At 43.6% G+C, this 16,731-nt stretch carries 15 protein-coding genes; 12 read left to right on the top strand and 3 right to left on the bottom strand.

Going from position 1 to position 16,731, the window contains the following annotated elements; genetic code table 11:
- Positions 1-42: 42 nt before the first annotated feature.
- The 12 genes from pabB (at position 43) to KFF44_RS03070 (ending at position 10,963) form a co-directional block, all read left to right on the top strand.
- Positions 43-1,956, top strand: a complete 1,914-nt coding sequence (pabB, locus tag KFF44_RS03125) for an aminodeoxychorismate synthase component I (RefSeq protein ID WP_255937127.1) — start codon at positions 43-45, stop codon at positions 1,954-1,956.
- 11 nt (positions 1,957-1,967) lie between these two features.
- Positions 1,968-2,849 (top strand): fumarylacetoacetate hydrolase family protein, encoded by an 882-nt coding sequence (locus tag KFF44_RS03120; RefSeq protein ID WP_255937125.1) that lies wholly within the window; start codon positions 1,968-1,970, stop codon positions 2,847-2,849.
- Between the two features lie 113 nt (positions 2,850-2,962).
- Positions 2,963-3,157, top strand: coding sequence for a hypothetical protein (locus tag KFF44_RS03115; RefSeq protein WP_255937123.1), 195 nt, complete (start codon positions 2,963-2,965; stop codon positions 3,155-3,157).
- Positions 3,158-3,799: 642 nt separating this feature from the next.
- The gene (locus tag KFF44_RS03110) at positions 3,800-4,576 is read left to right on the top strand and encodes a DUF3450 domain-containing protein (RefSeq protein ID WP_255937121.1); all 777 of its coding nucleotides are present in this window, start codon (positions 3,800-3,802) and stop codon (positions 4,574-4,576) included.
- Between the two features lies 1 nt (position 4,577).
- On the top strand, positions 4,578-5,939 hold the full coding sequence (locus KFF44_RS03105; RefSeq protein WP_255937119.1) for a MotA/TolQ/ExbB proton channel family protein: 1,362 nt from the start codon (positions 4,578-4,580) through the stop codon (positions 5,937-5,939).
- Complete coding sequence (locus KFF44_RS03100) at positions 5,932-6,453, top strand: MotA/TolQ/ExbB proton channel family protein (protein ID WP_255937117.1); 522 nt, start codon at positions 5,932-5,934, stop codon at positions 6,451-6,453. The genes KFF44_RS03105 and KFF44_RS03100 overlap by 8 nt, the downstream gene beginning before the upstream one ends.
- 21 nt (positions 6,454-6,474) lie before the next feature.
- On the top strand, positions 6,475-6,891 hold the full coding sequence (locus tag KFF44_RS03095; protein ID WP_255937115.1) for a biopolymer transporter ExbD: 417 nt from the start codon (positions 6,475-6,477) through the stop codon (positions 6,889-6,891).
- 78 nt (positions 6,892-6,969) lie between these two features.
- The gene (locus tag KFF44_RS03090; RefSeq protein ID WP_255937113.1) at positions 6,970-7,371 is read left to right on the top strand and encodes a biopolymer transporter ExbD; all 402 of its coding nucleotides are present in this window, start codon (positions 6,970-6,972) and stop codon (positions 7,369-7,371) included.
- Positions 7,368-7,988 (top strand): TonB family protein, encoded by a 621-nt coding sequence (locus tag KFF44_RS03085; protein ID WP_255937112.1) that lies wholly within the window; start codon positions 7,368-7,370, stop codon positions 7,986-7,988. Before KFF44_RS03090 ends, KFF44_RS03085 begins: the two co-directional genes overlap by 4 nt.
- 28 nt (positions 7,989-8,016) lie before the next feature.
- A complete protein-coding gene (locus KFF44_RS03080) occupies positions 8,017-9,366 on the top strand; it encodes a DUF2753 domain-containing protein (RefSeq protein ID WP_255937111.1) in 1,350 nt (449 codons plus the stop codon).
- Between the two features lie 551 nt (positions 9,367-9,917).
- The gene (locus tag KFF44_RS03075) at positions 9,918-10,523 is read left to right on the top strand and encodes an energy transducer TonB (protein ID WP_255937110.1); all 606 of its coding nucleotides are present in this window, start codon (positions 9,918-9,920) and stop codon (positions 10,521-10,523) included.
- Positions 10,524-10,555: 32 nt separating this feature from the next.
- Entirely contained in the window at positions 10,556-10,963 is a 408-nt protein-coding gene (locus KFF44_RS03070; protein ID WP_255937108.1) for a biopolymer transporter ExbD, read from the top strand.
- A 61-nt stretch (positions 10,964-11,024) separates the two neighbouring features.
- On the opposite strand, the gene KFF44_RS03065 is transcribed toward KFF44_RS03070, so the two are convergent.
- From KFF44_RS03065 to KFF44_RS03055, 3 genes are all read right to left on the bottom strand, one after another.
- Entirely contained in the window at positions 11,025-12,275 is a 1,251-nt protein-coding gene (locus KFF44_RS03065) for a serine hydrolase (RefSeq protein WP_255937107.1), read from the bottom strand.
- 157 nt (positions 12,276-12,432) lie between these two features.
- Positions 12,433-15,270 (bottom strand): LamG-like jellyroll fold domain-containing protein, encoded by a 2,838-nt coding sequence (locus KFF44_RS03060; protein ID WP_255937106.1) that lies wholly within the window; start codon positions 15,268-15,270, stop codon positions 12,433-12,435.
- A gap of 341 nt (positions 15,271-15,611) precedes the next feature.
- Positions 15,612-16,721, bottom strand: a complete 1,110-nt coding sequence (locus KFF44_RS03055; protein ID WP_255937105.1) for a hypothetical protein — start codon at positions 16,719-16,721, stop codon at positions 15,612-15,614.
- Between the last annotated feature and the right edge of the window lie 10 nt (positions 16,722-16,731).

The following is a 16,731-nucleotide window of genomic DNA, read 5'->3' as shown; positions in this document are numbered from 1 at the left end:
AAGAGCAAGCACGCTAATCATATTAAAGACTGCTTTCAAACGATGGCTCCCGATGACCTAAGACATACTCCGCTGGTTTTGCTCGACGATAATCGACAACCGTTTGAACCCAACCGATCGATACTCTTTACAAACCCGGCACACATCATCAAAGCCAACGACTTCAGCGAAATTGAAGACGCCATTCTGGAAATCGAGGAATATGCTAGGCAAGGCTATTATCTGGCTGGATGGCTTGCCTATGAATGCGCTTATGCTTTTGAACCCAGACTAGGATCATTATACAAACAAAAAAGCAACGAGCCCCTGATTTGGATGATGGCGACAAAAAGCCAGAAAACCCTCTCTCCTGCGGAGGTGGAAAATTTTCTAAACACTTCCAATCGGGGGAACCAGCGGCATGTAAGTCTATCGAAACCTGATATTCAGGTTAAGAAAGCGGACTATGTACGTGCTGTTGAAGCCATCAAAGACTATATTCTGTCAGGCGATGTGTATCAGGTGAACTATACAATGCCTGTGGCTTTTGACCTATCAGGTGACCCGTTAGCGCTGTATCAGAACCTTCGAAGAACCCAACCCGTTGCTTACGGCGCATATATCAATACAGGCAAACATCAAATCCTATCGCGCTCCCCCGAACTTTTCATTGCAAAGAAGAATTCTAATCTAACTGCAAAACCAATGAAGGGAACCGCAAAACGCGGCACATCATATGAGAATGATTATAAGCGCGCCCAAAATTTACGGTCGGATGTGAAATCCAGGGCAGAGAACCTGATGATTGTTGATTTACTGCGCAATGACTTATCACGTATTTCAGAACCGGGGTCTGTTGCAGTCGAAGACTTGTTTGACATTGAAACCTACCCGACGCTTCATCAAATGACATCAACTGTCAAGGGCAGCTCAAAACCAAACCTGAATGTATCAGAGATGTTAAAAGCGATCTTTCCATGTGGTTCTGTAACAGGCGCTCCGAAAATACGCGCAATGGAGATTATTGCGGAACTGGAAACTGCACCACGCGGTGTTTACTGTGGTGCAATCGGCTATATCGCCCCAACAACTGACCCAAATGGGCTGGACTGGCAATTCAATGTCCCCATCAGAACCTTGGTTATCGAACAAGATAAAATCAACAGTCTTAATGGTATTCCCAACTATAAGGGTCGCTTTCATATCGGTAGCGGAATTGTAACCGACAGCAATATCGAGGATGAATATAATGAATGCCTATTAAAGGCCGACTTCATCACCAACGAAACTTCAGAATTTTCCTTGATCGAAACCTTGCGGTGTCATAACGGGGCCTGTCTATTCAAGGATGAGCATTTGCAGCGTATTCGAAAGAGCGCAACCTACTTTGGCTATCGATGTGACGTTGAGGAAATCAATACCCATTTATTAACACACATATCAAAGCTCGATCACTCTGAAACTGATTTTCGTATCCGATTGCTTCTCGACAAGCATGGTGCATGTTCGATCACCAGTGTGCCCATATTGCGTAGCCCTGTTGTGACCAGCCTGAAAGATATGGATGTTAAAGCTAATGCTACTGACAAATCACTCAAGGTTGCTATTTCAAAACAAAAAGCCTGTTCTTCAGATAAATTCCTTTATCACAAAACCACAAACCGCGCGATCTACGATCAAGGCTTTCAGCTTGCGCAGCAAGCCGGATATTTTGATGCTTTATTTCTGAATGAACGCGGTGAAATTGCTGAAAGCGCCATCCACAATATTTTCGTACTGATAAACGGGGAATGGATTACACCAACACAATCGTCTGGTTTACTTAATGGCGTTTTAAGGCAAAGGTTGATTGAACAGGAACATGTTATTGAACGAACTATAACGCACGATGACCTAAAGCGTGCTAGCATAATCGCGCTTGGTAATAGTGTGCGTGGTTTAACAATAGTGACCTTTGACCCCGGCTATGAGATATAAGAGTAAAAACCATGAAGCTTGCACGCCTTCTAATCGAGGATACTGAAAAGATATGCTTGATAGCAGAGCAGCACTATCTCCCTATCAGTATGATATCCCCTAAACTAAGTGATGACTTGTGCCATTTTCTTGAAAAGGTCAACTGGGATAGACTTGTAGCGGATGCGCTTGCAAATACTGGATGGCAAAACCTTATGGAGCCTGTATGGCTACCCCTTCTCAGCAGCAACAGCAGAATCTTTTGCATTGGGAAAAATTACCGTGACCATGCGAGAGAAATGGGTGTGAGTGAAAACGACCTCAAAAAGGCGCGACCGGAAGCGCCAGATATTTTTGTTCGGTTCCCAAGCAGTTTCAGCGCGCATAATTCGACAATCCATTTCCCGTCGTCTGAACCTTCATTCGATTATGAGGGCGAGCTTGCCGTTATCATCGGCAAATCCTGCTCAAACATTGCCGAACGTGATGCAGAAAAGTATATCTTTGGCTATACAACTGCGAATGATGGGACAGTACGCCGTATTCAAAAACGAACCAGCCAGTTTACGCTCGGAAAGAACTTTGACCGCTCTGGCGCCATTGGCCCAACATTAACACACGCGTCACAATTTGATCTTGATCAGAACACTACCATTAGGACGGTTGTTAATGATAGCGAAAGGCAGAATGGACGCATCAACGATATGATATTTTCAACTCAGGAAACGATACATATCTTAAGCCATATTACAGAGCTCCAACCCGGTGATATTATCCTTACCGGAACACCCGCAGGTGTGGGGGCGGGATACACGCCACCAAAGTATCTTAAAGACGGTGATCAAATAGAAATACAGATTTCCGGCCTTGATCCGCTCTCTATTCGTGTCAAGCAAGACGAAATGAGTGATTAATTTCAAATATCCGCAAAAATCCGATCTATTTGTTAACGCGATTTTAGACTTTAGTATGTAGATTCAAATACATGATCGATGATCTAAAGTTATAAATAATCAATGGATGATACATGCATCAACGCGCAAATGGCACTGACGACCTGAATAAACACTTCAGCAATGCAAACGCTTCACCACATGCCAAAATGTTAGCAAGCAGGCTGTGCGATCATATGGGCCTGGACGGCGCCATCAGAATCAGTACAGAGAATCAGTGGCACGGTATTTTATCTATTTTAGAAGATATCAAGTCACAGCAACGTTGATCTCGATATCAACTACACCAAATCTTGATCACACTCGACGTTACGTAATTCAGCACGTAGATCGTATCTCTATTCACCTCTTTGACCGATTTTAGATATTATTTCTCCTTTATAATATTGACTTTATTTTAAAATGATATATTATTACATAATGAATAATAATTTAGACGTACTACCGAGAATGAGGCGTTTTTCTGGCTAAATGTAAGAAAAATAAAATTTTCACTTGGCTTTGTGAAAGATTCTTGGATGATAGGCAGCGAGCTTGGCTGCTCGTTGCTGACTTGAGAGTGTATCACTCGTGACATGCCCTCAAGTAACATAAGAAAAACAACAGCTTGTGAGAGGTTATACCTCATATAGGTTGCAACAATAAGCACATGAGCTAACGAATCTGTAAATGATTCGACGCTTAGAGTAGTCAGCAAATTGGGAGAATTAGGTTTAGAGGTGCATAAAAATTATTCTACAACTTTCGTTGTGTGGATAACATGCGCTTTGATCATTTCCTGATTTTTAGGGTAAAGGCCGATTAATATAAGCTTTTTAAGTTTATGATATTAACAGTCTTTGCATGGTTTAACCGCCGTATGTGGCCTTTGGGTTTATATACGGCATCAATAAAACCCATGTGGGCAGAAAATGGATAAAGCTAAAGTGAAACGTATAGCTGTCTCAACACTTGCTGTCGCTTCTATTGTTCTTGGAGCTGGCCTTGCAAATGCGCAAGACCCTCGCCTCAAGTCAGTTATTGATGAAGTAGACGAAAGCAATAAAATCGCTCAAGCATCACAGCAAACTATCGATGGAATCTCTGATGCAACTTCAAGAATCTTTGGTGATTACAAAGCATCACTAAAAGAAAACGCTGGTTTACGTGCATACAATACACAGCAACAACGTGTAATTGACCGCCAACTTGCTGAAATCAATAAAATTAAAACATCAATTGGTCAGATCGATGAAATTAAACGCCAGATTACACCATTGATGCTACGTATGATCGACCAACTGGAAGATTTTGTATCAATCGATACACCTTTCCAAATCGATGATCGTAAAGAACGCGTTGCTAAATTACGCGACTATATGGACGATCCAAATATCAGTGACCCTGAGCGTTTCCGCCTCGTTCTTGAAGAGTACAAGCGCGAAGTACAGTATGGCCGTACAATCAATGCCTATGAAGGATCTTTGGATGATGGTCGGAGTGTAAACTTTGTTCGCCTCGGACGTGTTGGTTTCTACTATCAAACAAAAGATGGTTCAGAAACCGCGATTTGGGATAAGACGAATAGTACATGGGTAACAAATAACGAATATCAACGTGCTGTCCGCCAACTTCGTCGTATGGCTGGTAACACTGTACAAAAAGACGTTCTCGTACTGCCTGTAGCAGCGCCTACACAGGGGAATTAAGATGAAAAAATTTATCGCAACCGCCGCAATCGTCCTCGCAGGATTCTCTGTCACTGCTCAGGCACAGCAAGCTGACCTTGATGCGCTTTTAAAGAAAGTACAAGACGGCACGCTGAATGAAGAAGCTGCTCACAAACAGCGCGAAGCTGAGTTCCGTGCGAACCAGGCGCAGCAACAAAATCTTTTGAATGCGGAGCGTCGTACAACAGCTCAGCTAGAGCGTGAAAGTGCTCGTTTGGAAGAGCAGCGCCGTGTTAACGAGCAAGAAATCACTAACCAACTTGAAATTCAACGAAATCGCTTAGGTCAGTTGCAAGAACTATTTGGTGTTCTTCAGCAGGCTGCAGGTGATGCCCGCGCTGTTATTTCTGGCTCACATGTAACAATCGATAATCCAAATCGTATGGACCCGATCAACGTTCTCGTTGCTAAAGCTGCTGATGATGCACAGCTTCCAACGATCGAAGATATCGAAGCATGGCCGGCTCAAATGCTTCTTGAAATGATTGGCTCGGGCCAAATCAAAACTTTCCAGCATGAAGTTGGTCGTAATGATGGCAATAAAGAAGTTATTGATCTAACCCGTATTGGAGACTTTGGACTTGTTGGAAATGGTCGCTACTACACATTAACCAATAACGGTGATGTTCAGGAGCTTGCACGTCAGCCTTCTGGCCGTTTCACCGGTACCGTTGATGGTTTTCAGAGTGCCTCTTCTGGTGACATCGTTGGTTTGGGTTTAGACCCAACTCGCGGACAGCTGTTAAATATTGAAGTTGAAAAGGCGACCTTGGAAGATCACCTGGCTAATGGTGGACCGATTGGTTACATTACACTTGGCCTTGGTGCAATTGGTGTACTATTGGCTGTTATTCAGTGGCTATATCTCTTTGTTGTTGGCGGTAAAGTTCGTAGTCAAATTCGCAAAGACGAAGCAAACACAAACAATCCACTGGGGCGTGTCCTTGCCGTTTATGAAAGCAACAAAAACGTAGACGTTGAAACGCTTGAGCTTAAGCTTGACGAAGCAATTCTAAAAGAAACACCTGCTCTAGAGCGTTTCTTGACAGTTGTTAAGTTGATTTCTGCTGTTGCACCGCTCTTTGGTCTGCTCGGTACGGTTACAGGTATGATCCAAACCTTCCAGGCGATCACACTCTTTGGTGCTGGTGACCCACAAGCGATGGCTGGTGGTATTTCTGCGGCCCTTATCACAACAGTGGAAGGTCTTGTTGTAGCGATCCCAACACTTCTTCTACACAGCTTTGTTTCTGGTTCGTCTAAATCCATCATTCATGTGTTGGAAGAGCAGTCAGCTGGTATCATTGCTGTTCACGCCGAGAAGGAGGGCGCGAATGCTTAGCGAAGCCCTCAACGCGATCCGGGCTTTTATGGAACAGGGTGGTGAAATCCTGTTCCTACTCCTCGGTGTCACGTTCATTATGTGGGTGCTTATCGTTGAGCGACTTTGGTATTTCTCGCTTGAATATAGAAAGCAGAAAAGCCGGGTTGTGGAAGCTTGGGAATCACGCAGGGAACGGAGATCATGGTATGCCCATAAAATCCGCACAGCGATGATTTCAGAAGTAAACCATGACCTTAATAAAAGTGTTAATCTGATTAAGACGCTCGTTGCGCTTTGCCCGTTAATCGGCCTCTTGGGAACGGTTACAGGCATGATCGAAGTATTTGCCGTACTTGGTAACACTGGATCATCAAGCGCTCGGGCTATGGCCGATGGTGTATCAAAAGCAACAATTCCGACAATGTCAGGAATGGTCGCTGCACTTTCTGGTCTGTTCTTAAGCACTTATATTGAACGCCGTGCTAAACGCGAGTCTGAAAGACTTGAAGATAGCCTCACAATGGATCACTAGAGTTAGCCTGGAGAGAAGTACATGCGTAAATTTGCGAAAGGTGATGATGAAGCAGAAGTAAACATGACTCCGATGTTGGACATCGTGTTTATCATGTTAATCTTCTTCATCGTGACCGCGACGTTTGTCAACGAGTCAGGTATTGAAGTTAACATCCCTGAGGATAATAATAATTCGAACCCTCCTCCACCGGATGAAGACAAACGGGCAATCGCCTTTATAGTTGATGGAAACAATCGGATTTCACACGATTTCCGTACGATCGATATTTCGTCAGTTTCTTCAATTATTAAACGTGAAAGCGTTGAGCGCCCAGAAGCACCTGTGGTGATCCAATCAGCAGAAAGCGGTTTTTCAGGAACAGCAATTCGTATTTATGATGCTGCCCTAGAAATCGGTATTCCTGCAGAAAAAATTGTTTGGACGCGTCGTAAATAAAACGACTTAAAATAATGTTGGGGGGTAAGCCCCCCACCCTGTGATGGGCACCCATGTGGGTGAAGTGGAGATAAGTAAATGCGTGATCATTCACAGCAAGATGACGATACCGAAATTAACATGACACCGATGCTCGACATCGTTTTCATCATGTTGATTTTCTTCATCGTAACCGCTGTATTTGTGAAGGACTCTGGCGTTGAAGTTCAGAAGCCGGAAGCGATTACAGCAATACCGCAAAAGCAGATCAGTGTATTGGTTGCGGTAACCGATAATGACGAAGTTCACATAAACCGCGAAGCTGTTGATGTTGATGCCATTCGTACCATTATCGAAAAATTACACTCTGAAAATCCAAAGGGTACAATTGCAATTCAGGCCGATGATAAAGCAAAAGCTGGCCTAGTACTCGATACCTACAAGGCAATTAAAGACGCAGGTGTAGGTAAAATAGCATTTGCTACGGAGGTGAAATCATGAATGTACGGATCGCACCAGCACTTGGCATAGCCGGAGCTGTTACATTTGGACTTTTCTATATCATGCAAGCACTTGTTGCTCAAAGTGACGAAATCGTGCTCGAAGAGGCCGCACAAATCCGTTTTGTAGATGTCGTTGAAGATATCGAAGACCAGCCACCACAACGCCTTGAGCGTCAGGTTGAGAAGCCACCAGAAGTCGAGGCTCCTCCGCCGGAAATCGACACTCCTGACGTGCAGGTAGATGGCCCGAACCAGCTTAACCTTTCTATTGGACGTGCTAATACCGGTGCTGGTGTGAACCTGGACTCAATTGATTTAGGCCCAAGCCAGGACGGTGATTATCTTCCGCTTGTTCGTGTACAGCCACAGTTCCCACGTCGTGCTGCAGAGCGCGGTGTTGAAGGATACGTGATCGTTGAATTAACAGTTGCTGCAGACGGCTCAGTTCCACCAGATTCAATCGTTATTATCGAGGCTGACCCTAAGGGTTATTTTGAACGTGCTGCTCGCAAAGCCGCTGCAAAATTCAAATATAAGCCAAAGGTCGTGAACGGTGTCGGTCAAGAAGTAACGGGTGTTAAGTACCGGTTCAGCTTTGACTTGGCAGATGATTAATACGGGGCATAGAAACAGGAGAACAGTTATGAGCATTAAAAAAGCGATTAAATCCTTACCTATGGCAATTGCAACAGCAGCAACACTCGCTGTCATTGCACCGGTTGGTACCCCATTCATTGGCTTAGATACAGCGCAAGCGCAAGAAGCCAAGAAGAAAAAAAGCACACGCAAAGTTCCAGCACTTTCCTTGGATTTTCATAAGAAAATCACAAAAGGCCAAGAAGCTATGGATGAGAAAAACTTTGCGGAAGCAAAGAAAATCATTAATGATGCTTTGGGGCGTAAAGGGGTTAATAACTACGAGAAAGCGGTAGCATATCAGTATCTTGCTAACATTGCTTTTGAAGAAGAGCAACCACGTGAAGCCATCCGCTATTATGAGCAAATCCTTGACGTACGTGAGCAAATTCCTGAGCAATTAGAAATTAGCTTGCTCTTCAATCTTGCACAACTTTGGTATGTTCAAGAAGATTTGGATAAATCTCTCCAATATCTTCAGGAATGGGAACCTAGGACTGAAATTATTGGCGTTACCCAGCTGCAGTTTATCTCGACAGTTCACTATTCTAAATCTGATTATCCAAAGGCGATTGAGTACGCTGAAAGAACGATTACAGAGGCAGAAACAGCTGGTTTAGAAGTTAAAGAAAACTGGTATCAGATTATTCTGTCATCCTATTGGGAACTTGGTAACTTTGCGAAAGTGCGTGATACACTGGAATTGTTACTGATCAACTGGCCAAAACCTGGCTACTGGACCCAGCTTGCAGGGGTATATGGCGAACTTGGTGAAGATCAAACATCATTCTCTGTTACTGAAGCAGCTTACAAGCAAGGTTTCTTGAACGACAAGCCACAGCAATTAGTGAACCATGCACAAATTCTTTTGTCACGGAATGCACCGATTAAAGCGGCATGGGTTCTTCGTGACGCATTCAAGGACGAACTTGTTGAGAAATCAGCAGCGAACCAAAAAACACTAGGTCAAGCCTATCTGCTCGCAGCTGAATACAAAGATGCAGTAGAACCGCTATCAGCAGCTGCAAAAGAAGATGCTGACGGTTCACTTTGGTTCCAGATTGGACAGGTTCTCGCTCAGTTAGATCGTCATGCTGACGCAACAGTTGCTTTCCAGAATGCTATTGACATTGATAGTAAAGACAAAGCATCAGACGCGAAAAAGCGCTTACTTTCTGCAACTATGCTAAAGGGTACGAGTTTCACAGAACTTAAAAAGTTCAAAGAAGCAAAGGCTGAATTTGCCAAAGCCCGTCGTTTAGCAAAAGATGCCAAAGACCGTAGAACAGTCAAGCAATGGGAAGACTATCTTAAGGTCGAGGAAGAGCGTGAGAAAATTTTAGCTGACGCTAGCTAATATAAATCTCTAAACAACACAGAATGGCGCCGAGTTGGCGCCATTTTTGTTTCTAAATGACCCCAGCCCGCCTATAATAGTCACTCACTTGACCTATAACTCATAAAGGGATTTAACGCAGTGCTATTCTCTATCTCCCTTTTCATAATACTTTTGGCGTTTGTTTTTCTTTATATTGGGCGCACTGAAATTCAATCAAATCACTGGAAACGACCTTATTTTCTTCATGTCCTATTGATATCTATCCCGATAGCATTAGTTTCAGGCTATATTCTTTCTGCTCCCAATACTATCGATCACATCTGGCTAGAGATTCTTTTTACTGGTCTTCAGATAGTTGCTCTCTTTGCGTATGTCATGACGCTTTGGCTAAGTATTATCTTTCTTGGCGCCCTTATCATGCGTATGAGCACAGTCCCCAATCAACACCAGAACAAATAAACACCTCCCTACAATATCAATATTCTCTTATAATATAAAATGTTACGTTATTACTTTTCTTTTCGTAATCTTTCGTGTATAGTTATTTTATAACATAAAGGAGAAAGGATATGCCCTACACACGTTTCATCCCTGCCACTGGTTTTGCCTCCGCAACAACTTTCGGCTTGTTTTTCATTATGCAGAGCTTAGTTGCTAATAATTCCGATGTTGAGATTATTACCGAGTATCACCCCGCCCCTAAGATCCCGATCGAGAAGATTACACCAACTGAGGTAGAGCCTATTGATCGACTACCGCCTTACGATCCACCTGAACCACCAGAGCCGGTAGATCCAATTACACCTCCTACCGAAATACTTCCAATCAATCCAATTAGCCCTGTTGGACCACCTCGTTATGAAGAAACCGGTCCAGGGCCTGAAATCAGCCTGCACAGTGACGGTGCTATGGTTCCTATTGTCCGCGTAGAACCCCAATTTCCACGCAAAGCGGCAGAGCGTGGGATAACAGGCTGGACTGTTGTTGAATTCACGGTGACCGCCGCAGGAAATATTGAAAATGCAGTCGTGATTGACGCAGAACCCAAAGGTTACTTCGAGGCCGCGAGCCTGAAAGCGGTTAAAAAGTTCAGATACAAGCCGCAGGTCGTTAACGGAGTTGCGGTTGATACGCCAAACGTTTTCACACGGTTTAATTTTCAACTTGATGAATAGACCCAGTTAGATTGGGGGCGAAGGAGGCCATTATGATCCATAAGAAACATACATCTGATACAGCAAAACCGGATATGACCCCGATGCTTGATATCGTATTTATATTGCTGATTTTCTTCATTGTAACGGCCTCCTTCATTCAGGAAAAGGGCATTGAACTTCAACACTCGCCTTCAAAAAAACCAATTACCGAAGAGAGCAAAAAATCGCTCACTGTCTCGGTTCGGCAGAATGGCCAATTGTATGTGGATCATGTTCAGGTCGAACCATCTTCTCTTAATGCCATTATAAAGCGGTCCTTCACAAACGAACCTGACCTTACGTTAATTATTAACGCTGATAGGGATGCTGAGATGAAAAATATTGTCGAGGTTTATGACGCTGGACGGATTGCTGGCCTGGGTATTCACCGAATATTCGCGACCTCAAAACGTCAATAGTATCGGTGGAAAAGCCGCAATCTTAATGCCCTGTTGGATTGCGGCTTCTTTTCGTTTTTAATCAATCAATGATTGCTTGGTACACCATCTGCCGCATTTCCTCGCGCAATGGTAAATTTCCCTGATAAACAACATTGGTCATAAGGATGGCAACAAGCTCTTCCTCCGGATCAACCCAGAAAACGGTATTTGCGAGGCCGCCCCAGTTATACTCCCCAACACTTCCAGCAGTCCCCAAACTTGGAATATCCTTCACGACCAGAAAATCGAGGCCAAAACCCTGTTTATCTTCACGTAGGCCCTTTACCCCAACTGGCAAGTGATCAATTGTCATCAATTCTATTGTTTTAGGTGAAAGCAAGCGGACACCACCAAATTCACCGCCGTTCTCTAGCATTTGAGCAAACCGCCAATAATCGAGGGTAGATGAAACCAACCCTCCACCGCCAGAGAGAAAGGCAGGTTTTTCATGTTGTGGCAGGTAAAAATCACCACGATAGGGCGCCATGCCACCCTTGCCATCAATACCATAAAGTTCAACAAATCGATTATGCTTATCCTTTGGCACATAGAAAGACGTATCTGTCATCCCGAGTGGCTTAAAAATGTGATCGTCAAAGAAAACATCGAGGGTTTTGCCAGAAAGCACCTCAATCAAACGACCCTGAATATCAACAGAGAGCGAATATACCCAACGTTCTCCTGGCTGATACAACAGAGGAAATTTGGCTAATTCCTTCGACAGTTGCTCCAAATTCTTAGAGGGATCAAATAATCCGCCTTCGCGGTAAGCAATATCAACCGGAGTATTGCCAAAAACACCGTAGGTCAGGCCCGAGGTATGCCGCATAAGGTCTTGAATTGTCATCGGTCTTTTCGCGGGTTCGGTGATCATAGAGCCATCATCCGCCATACCCTTGTAAACCTGCATATCCTTATATTCTGGTAGGTATTTACCAACAGGATCTGTTAATTTAAACCTACCTTCCTCGTACAACATCATCAAGGCAACGCCCGTTACCGGTTTCGTCATTGAATATAAGCGGAAGATCGTATCTTCCTGCATTGCCTGGCCGGCTTCACGGTTCATTTGCCCATATTGCTGAAAATGAACGATTTCACCTTTTCGAGCGACAAGCGTTGTAAGCCCCGGCAAAATGCCCTTGTCTACATAGGTTTGAAAGTGGTTTTCGAGGCGCTGAAGCCGTTCGCTGGACATACCCGCAGTCTCTGGTTCTACACTATTCTGCGCCGTAATAGCGTGCGATACCCAAAATATGACAACTGCAGAAAATATACTGATAGACCGCATAAATATCTCCCTACCCTAAATAATTAATGGCTTTCATCATTAAGGAAATGGGAAACATCCGCAAGCTTTAATCATAATTCATGAGGAGAAGACTGTGCCAACAACAAAAAACCCGGCAAAGCCGGGTTTTCCATTAATATCAGTTCCCAAAACAGAGTTACTCGGATAATGCGACAACCGCCCAATCGGTTTCCTCATCCTGGGCACTTGACGCCCCGTTTACGCCGTCACTATTAGTATCAAATTGGACCACATTGGCATTTGAGGACGTGTCTGTGGTTTCAATGCTGGCAGATGCCTGAATAGATGAAACAGCCGTTACCACATCGTTGATCCCCAATTCTGTTTCAGCGGCATCGACAGTATCAAATAATTTGAAGTTTCGAATATCACCCTCAAAACCGCGACCGGATGATGTCCCACCAATTGTGATGCCCGAGTCAGCCAAAGGAGGCCTTAATTCACCAGAGATACCTGTTTCTCGGCCAACTTCAACGCCGTCGATAAATGCGGCAAATTCTCCGTTTGCGCTATCGAAAGTAAACGCCAAAGCATGATAATTACCATCGGTAATACCGCTGTCTTCCACATTGATACTGATAAACTCACCTTCATCAGTGAATAATCTGAAACTGACTGTATCACCCTTTAACTCGACGCTGTATCGGCCACTATCAGAGAAAACACGCTGAGGTCCATTACCACCAACATCGGTACGAAGATCGAAGGAAATCGCGACTTCGTTACTATCAGCAAATGCGTCCGGGCGACCGAGATCGATATATGCGCTTCGCGCGAAAGAGATTTCATCACCATTTACCGTTACATCACCAGATATTTCAGCGTTAGAGCCAATTTCATCAACGAGAGAATACACTGCTTCCGTTGGGGTAGGCTCAGATTCTGGTTCTGCTCCACCATCTGGCTCCGTATTCGGTGCCGTCGTTGTAGGAGTTTCTGGCTCTTCCTCCGGCTCGGCTGGAGGAGGTGTCGGGTCTGTAGTTCCATCTGTGGGCACTGTTGTTGCTCCACTGGAACGCTCTACAGGCTCAGGGGACGAATAGGCCTCCAAATTGCGAATGTCACCGATGAAGTCCAATCCGCCGCCAAATACAGATCCACCAACTGTAATATCCAACAGGGGATCCTCTATTTCGCCCTCTACATTATTGATCGTTCCAACAACTTCTCCATTAACATAGGCCTTAAATGTACCTGTATTTCCGTCAAATGAAATTGCAACATTATGGAAGTTACCATCGAACACATCAGCATCATCAACACGAATTGTATGTTTCGCGCCGTCATCCGTATAAAGTCTGAAAACTAAATCACCATTGTCCAATTCAATTGTATAGCGCGCGTGATTCCAGAAAATTCGATAATCACCCGATGGATCACCTGTAGGTCTAATATCCAGTGATAAATAGAATTCTTGCAAGCTACCCAATGCGACTGGCCGTTCCAAATTGATCGGGTTAGTTCCATCAAACGAGACACTCTCAAGTTCATTGTTGGAGTTGACTGCCAATCTTGATGGGTCATCTACAGCTAGTAAATCATCTGATGAGAGAATTTGGGGGTCGCGCACAGATACAGTATGGGTCGTTGTGTCGATTTGGTCTCCACGTATTACAGATAGCGTAACAACATAGGTTCCCTCTTCCTGATAAGAGTGTAAAACATTCAATCCTTCTGCTGTATTACCGTCGCCAAAGTCCCAAATAAATCGAGCTTCACTCTCATCCAAAAGGCCTGTATTATCTGCACTAAAGGCTGCACTGAATTCAGCGTTTAATGCTTCAGCCGTTCCATAAAACGTTTCACTTGTAGCGCGGGCTGTTAATGCGTCCGGTGAAGCATCAAATGCAAACGCACCAATTATTTCTCCTCCTTGGACAAGAATACTATCTGGTCGCGGAATAAAATCCTCCAACACGGCCTGTTCACCAGAAAACCCGTCAAAAATCAGATTATTCAAAAAGGTAGGAAGTGACGGATCATCTGATTGAGCAATTACATTATTGCTACCCGTGAATGTAGCACCATGCCTAGCGTTAATAACATTAGTCAGGTTATTCTCAATAACAGCATCAACTGTGCCGGTTGTTACCAAAATACCAGTGAGGTGCGGTGTATCAGGAGTACCCAAAACAGTGTTATTTCGTATAACAATATCAACACCGTGACTAACGGTTATGCTATCTGCGTCACGCGTGTAAATCAGGTTATTCTCAATGAGGAAATTCTCATTTAATGCGAGTCCATCACTGCTGTTTTGAATCAAAATCCCACCAAGAGGGAAGTTTTCATTCAACGCCTGAATACTTGTGTTGCCTCGAATGATAACATTGCTGTTACCAACGCCTTCTGACCGGTTGAAGAATTGTATAATCCCCGCATGGATATCCTCATTAGTTTCATCTGTCAGGAACTGGCCAAAATTATTGTTTTCGATCAAAACCTCAGAAACGCTTCCGAAAATAAAGCCATCTTGACGAATACCATTGAGCTCATTGCCCACAAGTGACAGCCCAGAAGAGTTTGTAAAGAGTGCTCCAACGTTTACATTGTCAAACACACTGTTGACGACCGAAATATTTGTACTACTGGTAACACCTAAACCCGCTGGATTATTATCATGTATGCCATCGTCGCTACCTGCAAATACTGTATCGGTGAAGGTAATATTGTTCGAACTTTGCAAGCTAACGGCTCTCGTAACTACCGATTCGCCTTCGTCCAGTATTCGATGAAACGTTACCCCCTCGAACTCAACATTTTCGACACGATTAAAATTTACACTTCTAAAAACAGCATCAGCACCATCCGCAGCACGAATTGTAAGCGTTTCGTCAAAGTTCCGACCGACTAATCTAAAGTCGCCGTAATTACCTGACTCAAGTTCTATTACATCTCCAGGCGAATAATTATCTATCGCCTCTAGTAACTCTGCCTGATTAGATACTGTTACTATATTTTGCACTGATGACATTATTGTAACTCCATGCACGTATTTGCCCGATTTATGATTGTTATATCCAACAAGTGTGAAAGCTTGGTTATCTATTGGATAGATTTTTAATAAATTAGTTTCATTCCTGTTGAAATCGTCGGAATACAAGGCAAATATGTCATAGGTATGGACGGTAATAATCAACAAAATTGACGATAGTATTTTCATAAAGTATCTACTTAAACAGGCCGAGGTGTTAATAGATTTACAGAAGCTATATACTGGAAATATAACATATATTCCCTTATTAGGCACCACGGCCACACAACAATGATATATTCATCATGATCGTCGTATTAGCAGTGTGTTCCACTAAGCGTTTAAAACCCGTGTGGTCCGTCACTATCGATAAGTGTTAAGTGAGTCTGAGAAATAAAGTCATCAAAGTCGTCAATTTGTGCTGCCAAGGCCGGTGCCAATGCGAAACATCGCCTATTTGGTACGAGCGTGTACCCACAATTTTTGACAGAGTGTTGCCATGTACCATTTGATAAACATGTACAAACCAGGTCAACATCACCAAGCTTTTTCAAATGAGAGAGCACAACCTGCATTATCAAGTGCTCTTTCTCAGGCAAGGCAACCATATCAACAAGCGTTGCAACTCTCATTGCCCCAAACCTGTGATCATCTTCAAACTGAGTAAACTTAACGGCTACCCACCCAAGGTCGTGGCCTTCTTTTTTAACACGAAGAATTTTTGAATTTGGCCAATCACCAGAGAAGTGAAACAAATTCAAATGCTCTTTGTCACGCACTCCAGTGAACTGATACTGATGCTTAGCTGCGTGCCACAGGGTTGTTGCCCAATCATCAAAAGTGTCGACAGCAATAACATCTACACTTCTAGCATTAGTATTCTTATGGCGTATCTTTTGCCAAAGTTTAATAGCAAGGGCACCTACACCCGAATAGGCCGCAAAATCACAAACCAATGCTTTGATTTTGGAATTTCGTAATATATTTGCTTTTGTGAGGAAGTTGAAAGGTTTAACAACATATAAGTGAAAGGGAAGATATCTATTGGGCCATTGCATACGATCAATCAACTCAATCAATTTATCAGATCCGCCCCATAAAAACAGATTTTCATTTTTCTCCATAATGTCACGGATCATCAAAAACCCTAATGCTGCATAACGATTATTGACCAACCCCTCGGAGACAGGCCCCTGCCAACTGGAAACCGTCAGTTCCTCAGACTTGAAGGTGATTGTCTGATATTTAATGACATATCCGCCATGGACTTCTTGCTGGTCATCAATAGCGAGATGATACTCCGTCCAAGCTTTTTGACTAGCGTGTGTTTTGGGTATCCAACGCGGGGTTTCACTATCATAAAACCCCCAACTACTCCCGCCTTCTTTTAATCGCTGGTTCATTGCAATTACAGCGTCTGCATGCTCTGCTTTATATGACTGCATTTGCATTGGATAAAAT

The sequence above is a fragment of the Kordiimonas sp. SCSIO 12610 genome, assembly GCF_024398015.1.
GTDB lineage: Bacteria > Pseudomonadota > Alphaproteobacteria > Sphingomonadales > Kordiimonadaceae > CANLMI01.
The sequence above is the reverse complement of the archived record's forward strand: the minus strand, read 5'-3'. Positions and strand labels throughout refer to the sequence as shown.

Excerpts from the sequence above, each read along its gene's own strand:
- pabB (WP_255937127.1), top strand. The coding sequence starts at position 43 with ATGGCTCCCGATGACCTAAGACATACTCCGCTGGTTTTGCTCGACGAT.
- KFF44_RS03120 (WP_255937125.1), top strand. The coding sequence starts at position 1,968 with ATGAAGCTTGCACGCCTTCTAATCGAGGATACTGAAAAGATATGCTTG.
- KFF44_RS03115 (WP_255937123.1), top strand. The coding sequence starts at position 2,963 with ATGCATCAACGCGCAAATGGCACTGACGACCTGAATAAACACTTCAGC.
- KFF44_RS03110 (WP_255937121.1), top strand. The coding sequence starts at position 3,800 with ATGGATAAAGCTAAAGTGAAACGTATAGCTGTCTCAACACTTGCTGTC.
- KFF44_RS03105 (WP_255937119.1), top strand. The coding sequence starts at position 4,578 with ATGAAAAAATTTATCGCAACCGCCGCAATCGTCCTCGCAGGATTCTCT.
- KFF44_RS03100 (WP_255937117.1), top strand. The coding sequence starts at position 5,932 with ATGCTTAGCGAAGCCCTCAACGCGATCCGGGCTTTTATGGAACAGGGT.
- KFF44_RS03095 (WP_255937115.1), top strand. The coding sequence starts at position 6,475 with ATGCGTAAATTTGCGAAAGGTGATGATGAAGCAGAAGTAAACATGACT.
- KFF44_RS03090 (WP_255937113.1), top strand. The coding sequence starts at position 6,970 with ATGCGTGATCATTCACAGCAAGATGACGATACCGAAATTAACATGACA.
- KFF44_RS03085 (WP_255937112.1), top strand. The coding sequence starts at position 7,368 with ATGAATGTACGGATCGCACCAGCACTTGGCATAGCCGGAGCTGTTACA.
- KFF44_RS03080 (WP_255937111.1), top strand. The coding sequence starts at position 8,017 with ATGAGCATTAAAAAAGCGATTAAATCCTTACCTATGGCAATTGCAACA.
- KFF44_RS03075 (WP_255937110.1), top strand. The coding sequence starts at position 9,918 with ATGCCCTACACACGTTTCATCCCTGCCACTGGTTTTGCCTCCGCAACA.
- KFF44_RS03070 (WP_255937108.1), top strand. The coding sequence starts at position 10,556 with ATGATCCATAAGAAACATACATCTGATACAGCAAAACCGGATATGACC.
- KFF44_RS03065 (WP_255937107.1), bottom strand. The coding sequence starts at position 12,275 with ATGCGGTCTATCAGTATATTTTCTGCAGTTGTCATATTTTGGGTATCG.
- KFF44_RS03060 (WP_255937106.1), bottom strand. The coding sequence starts at position 15,270 with ATGTCATCAGTGCAAAATATAGTAACAGTATCTAATCAGGCAGAGTTA.
- KFF44_RS03055 (WP_255937105.1), bottom strand. The coding sequence starts at position 16,721 with ATGCAAATGCAGTCATATAAAGCAGAGCATGCAGACGCTGTAATTGCA.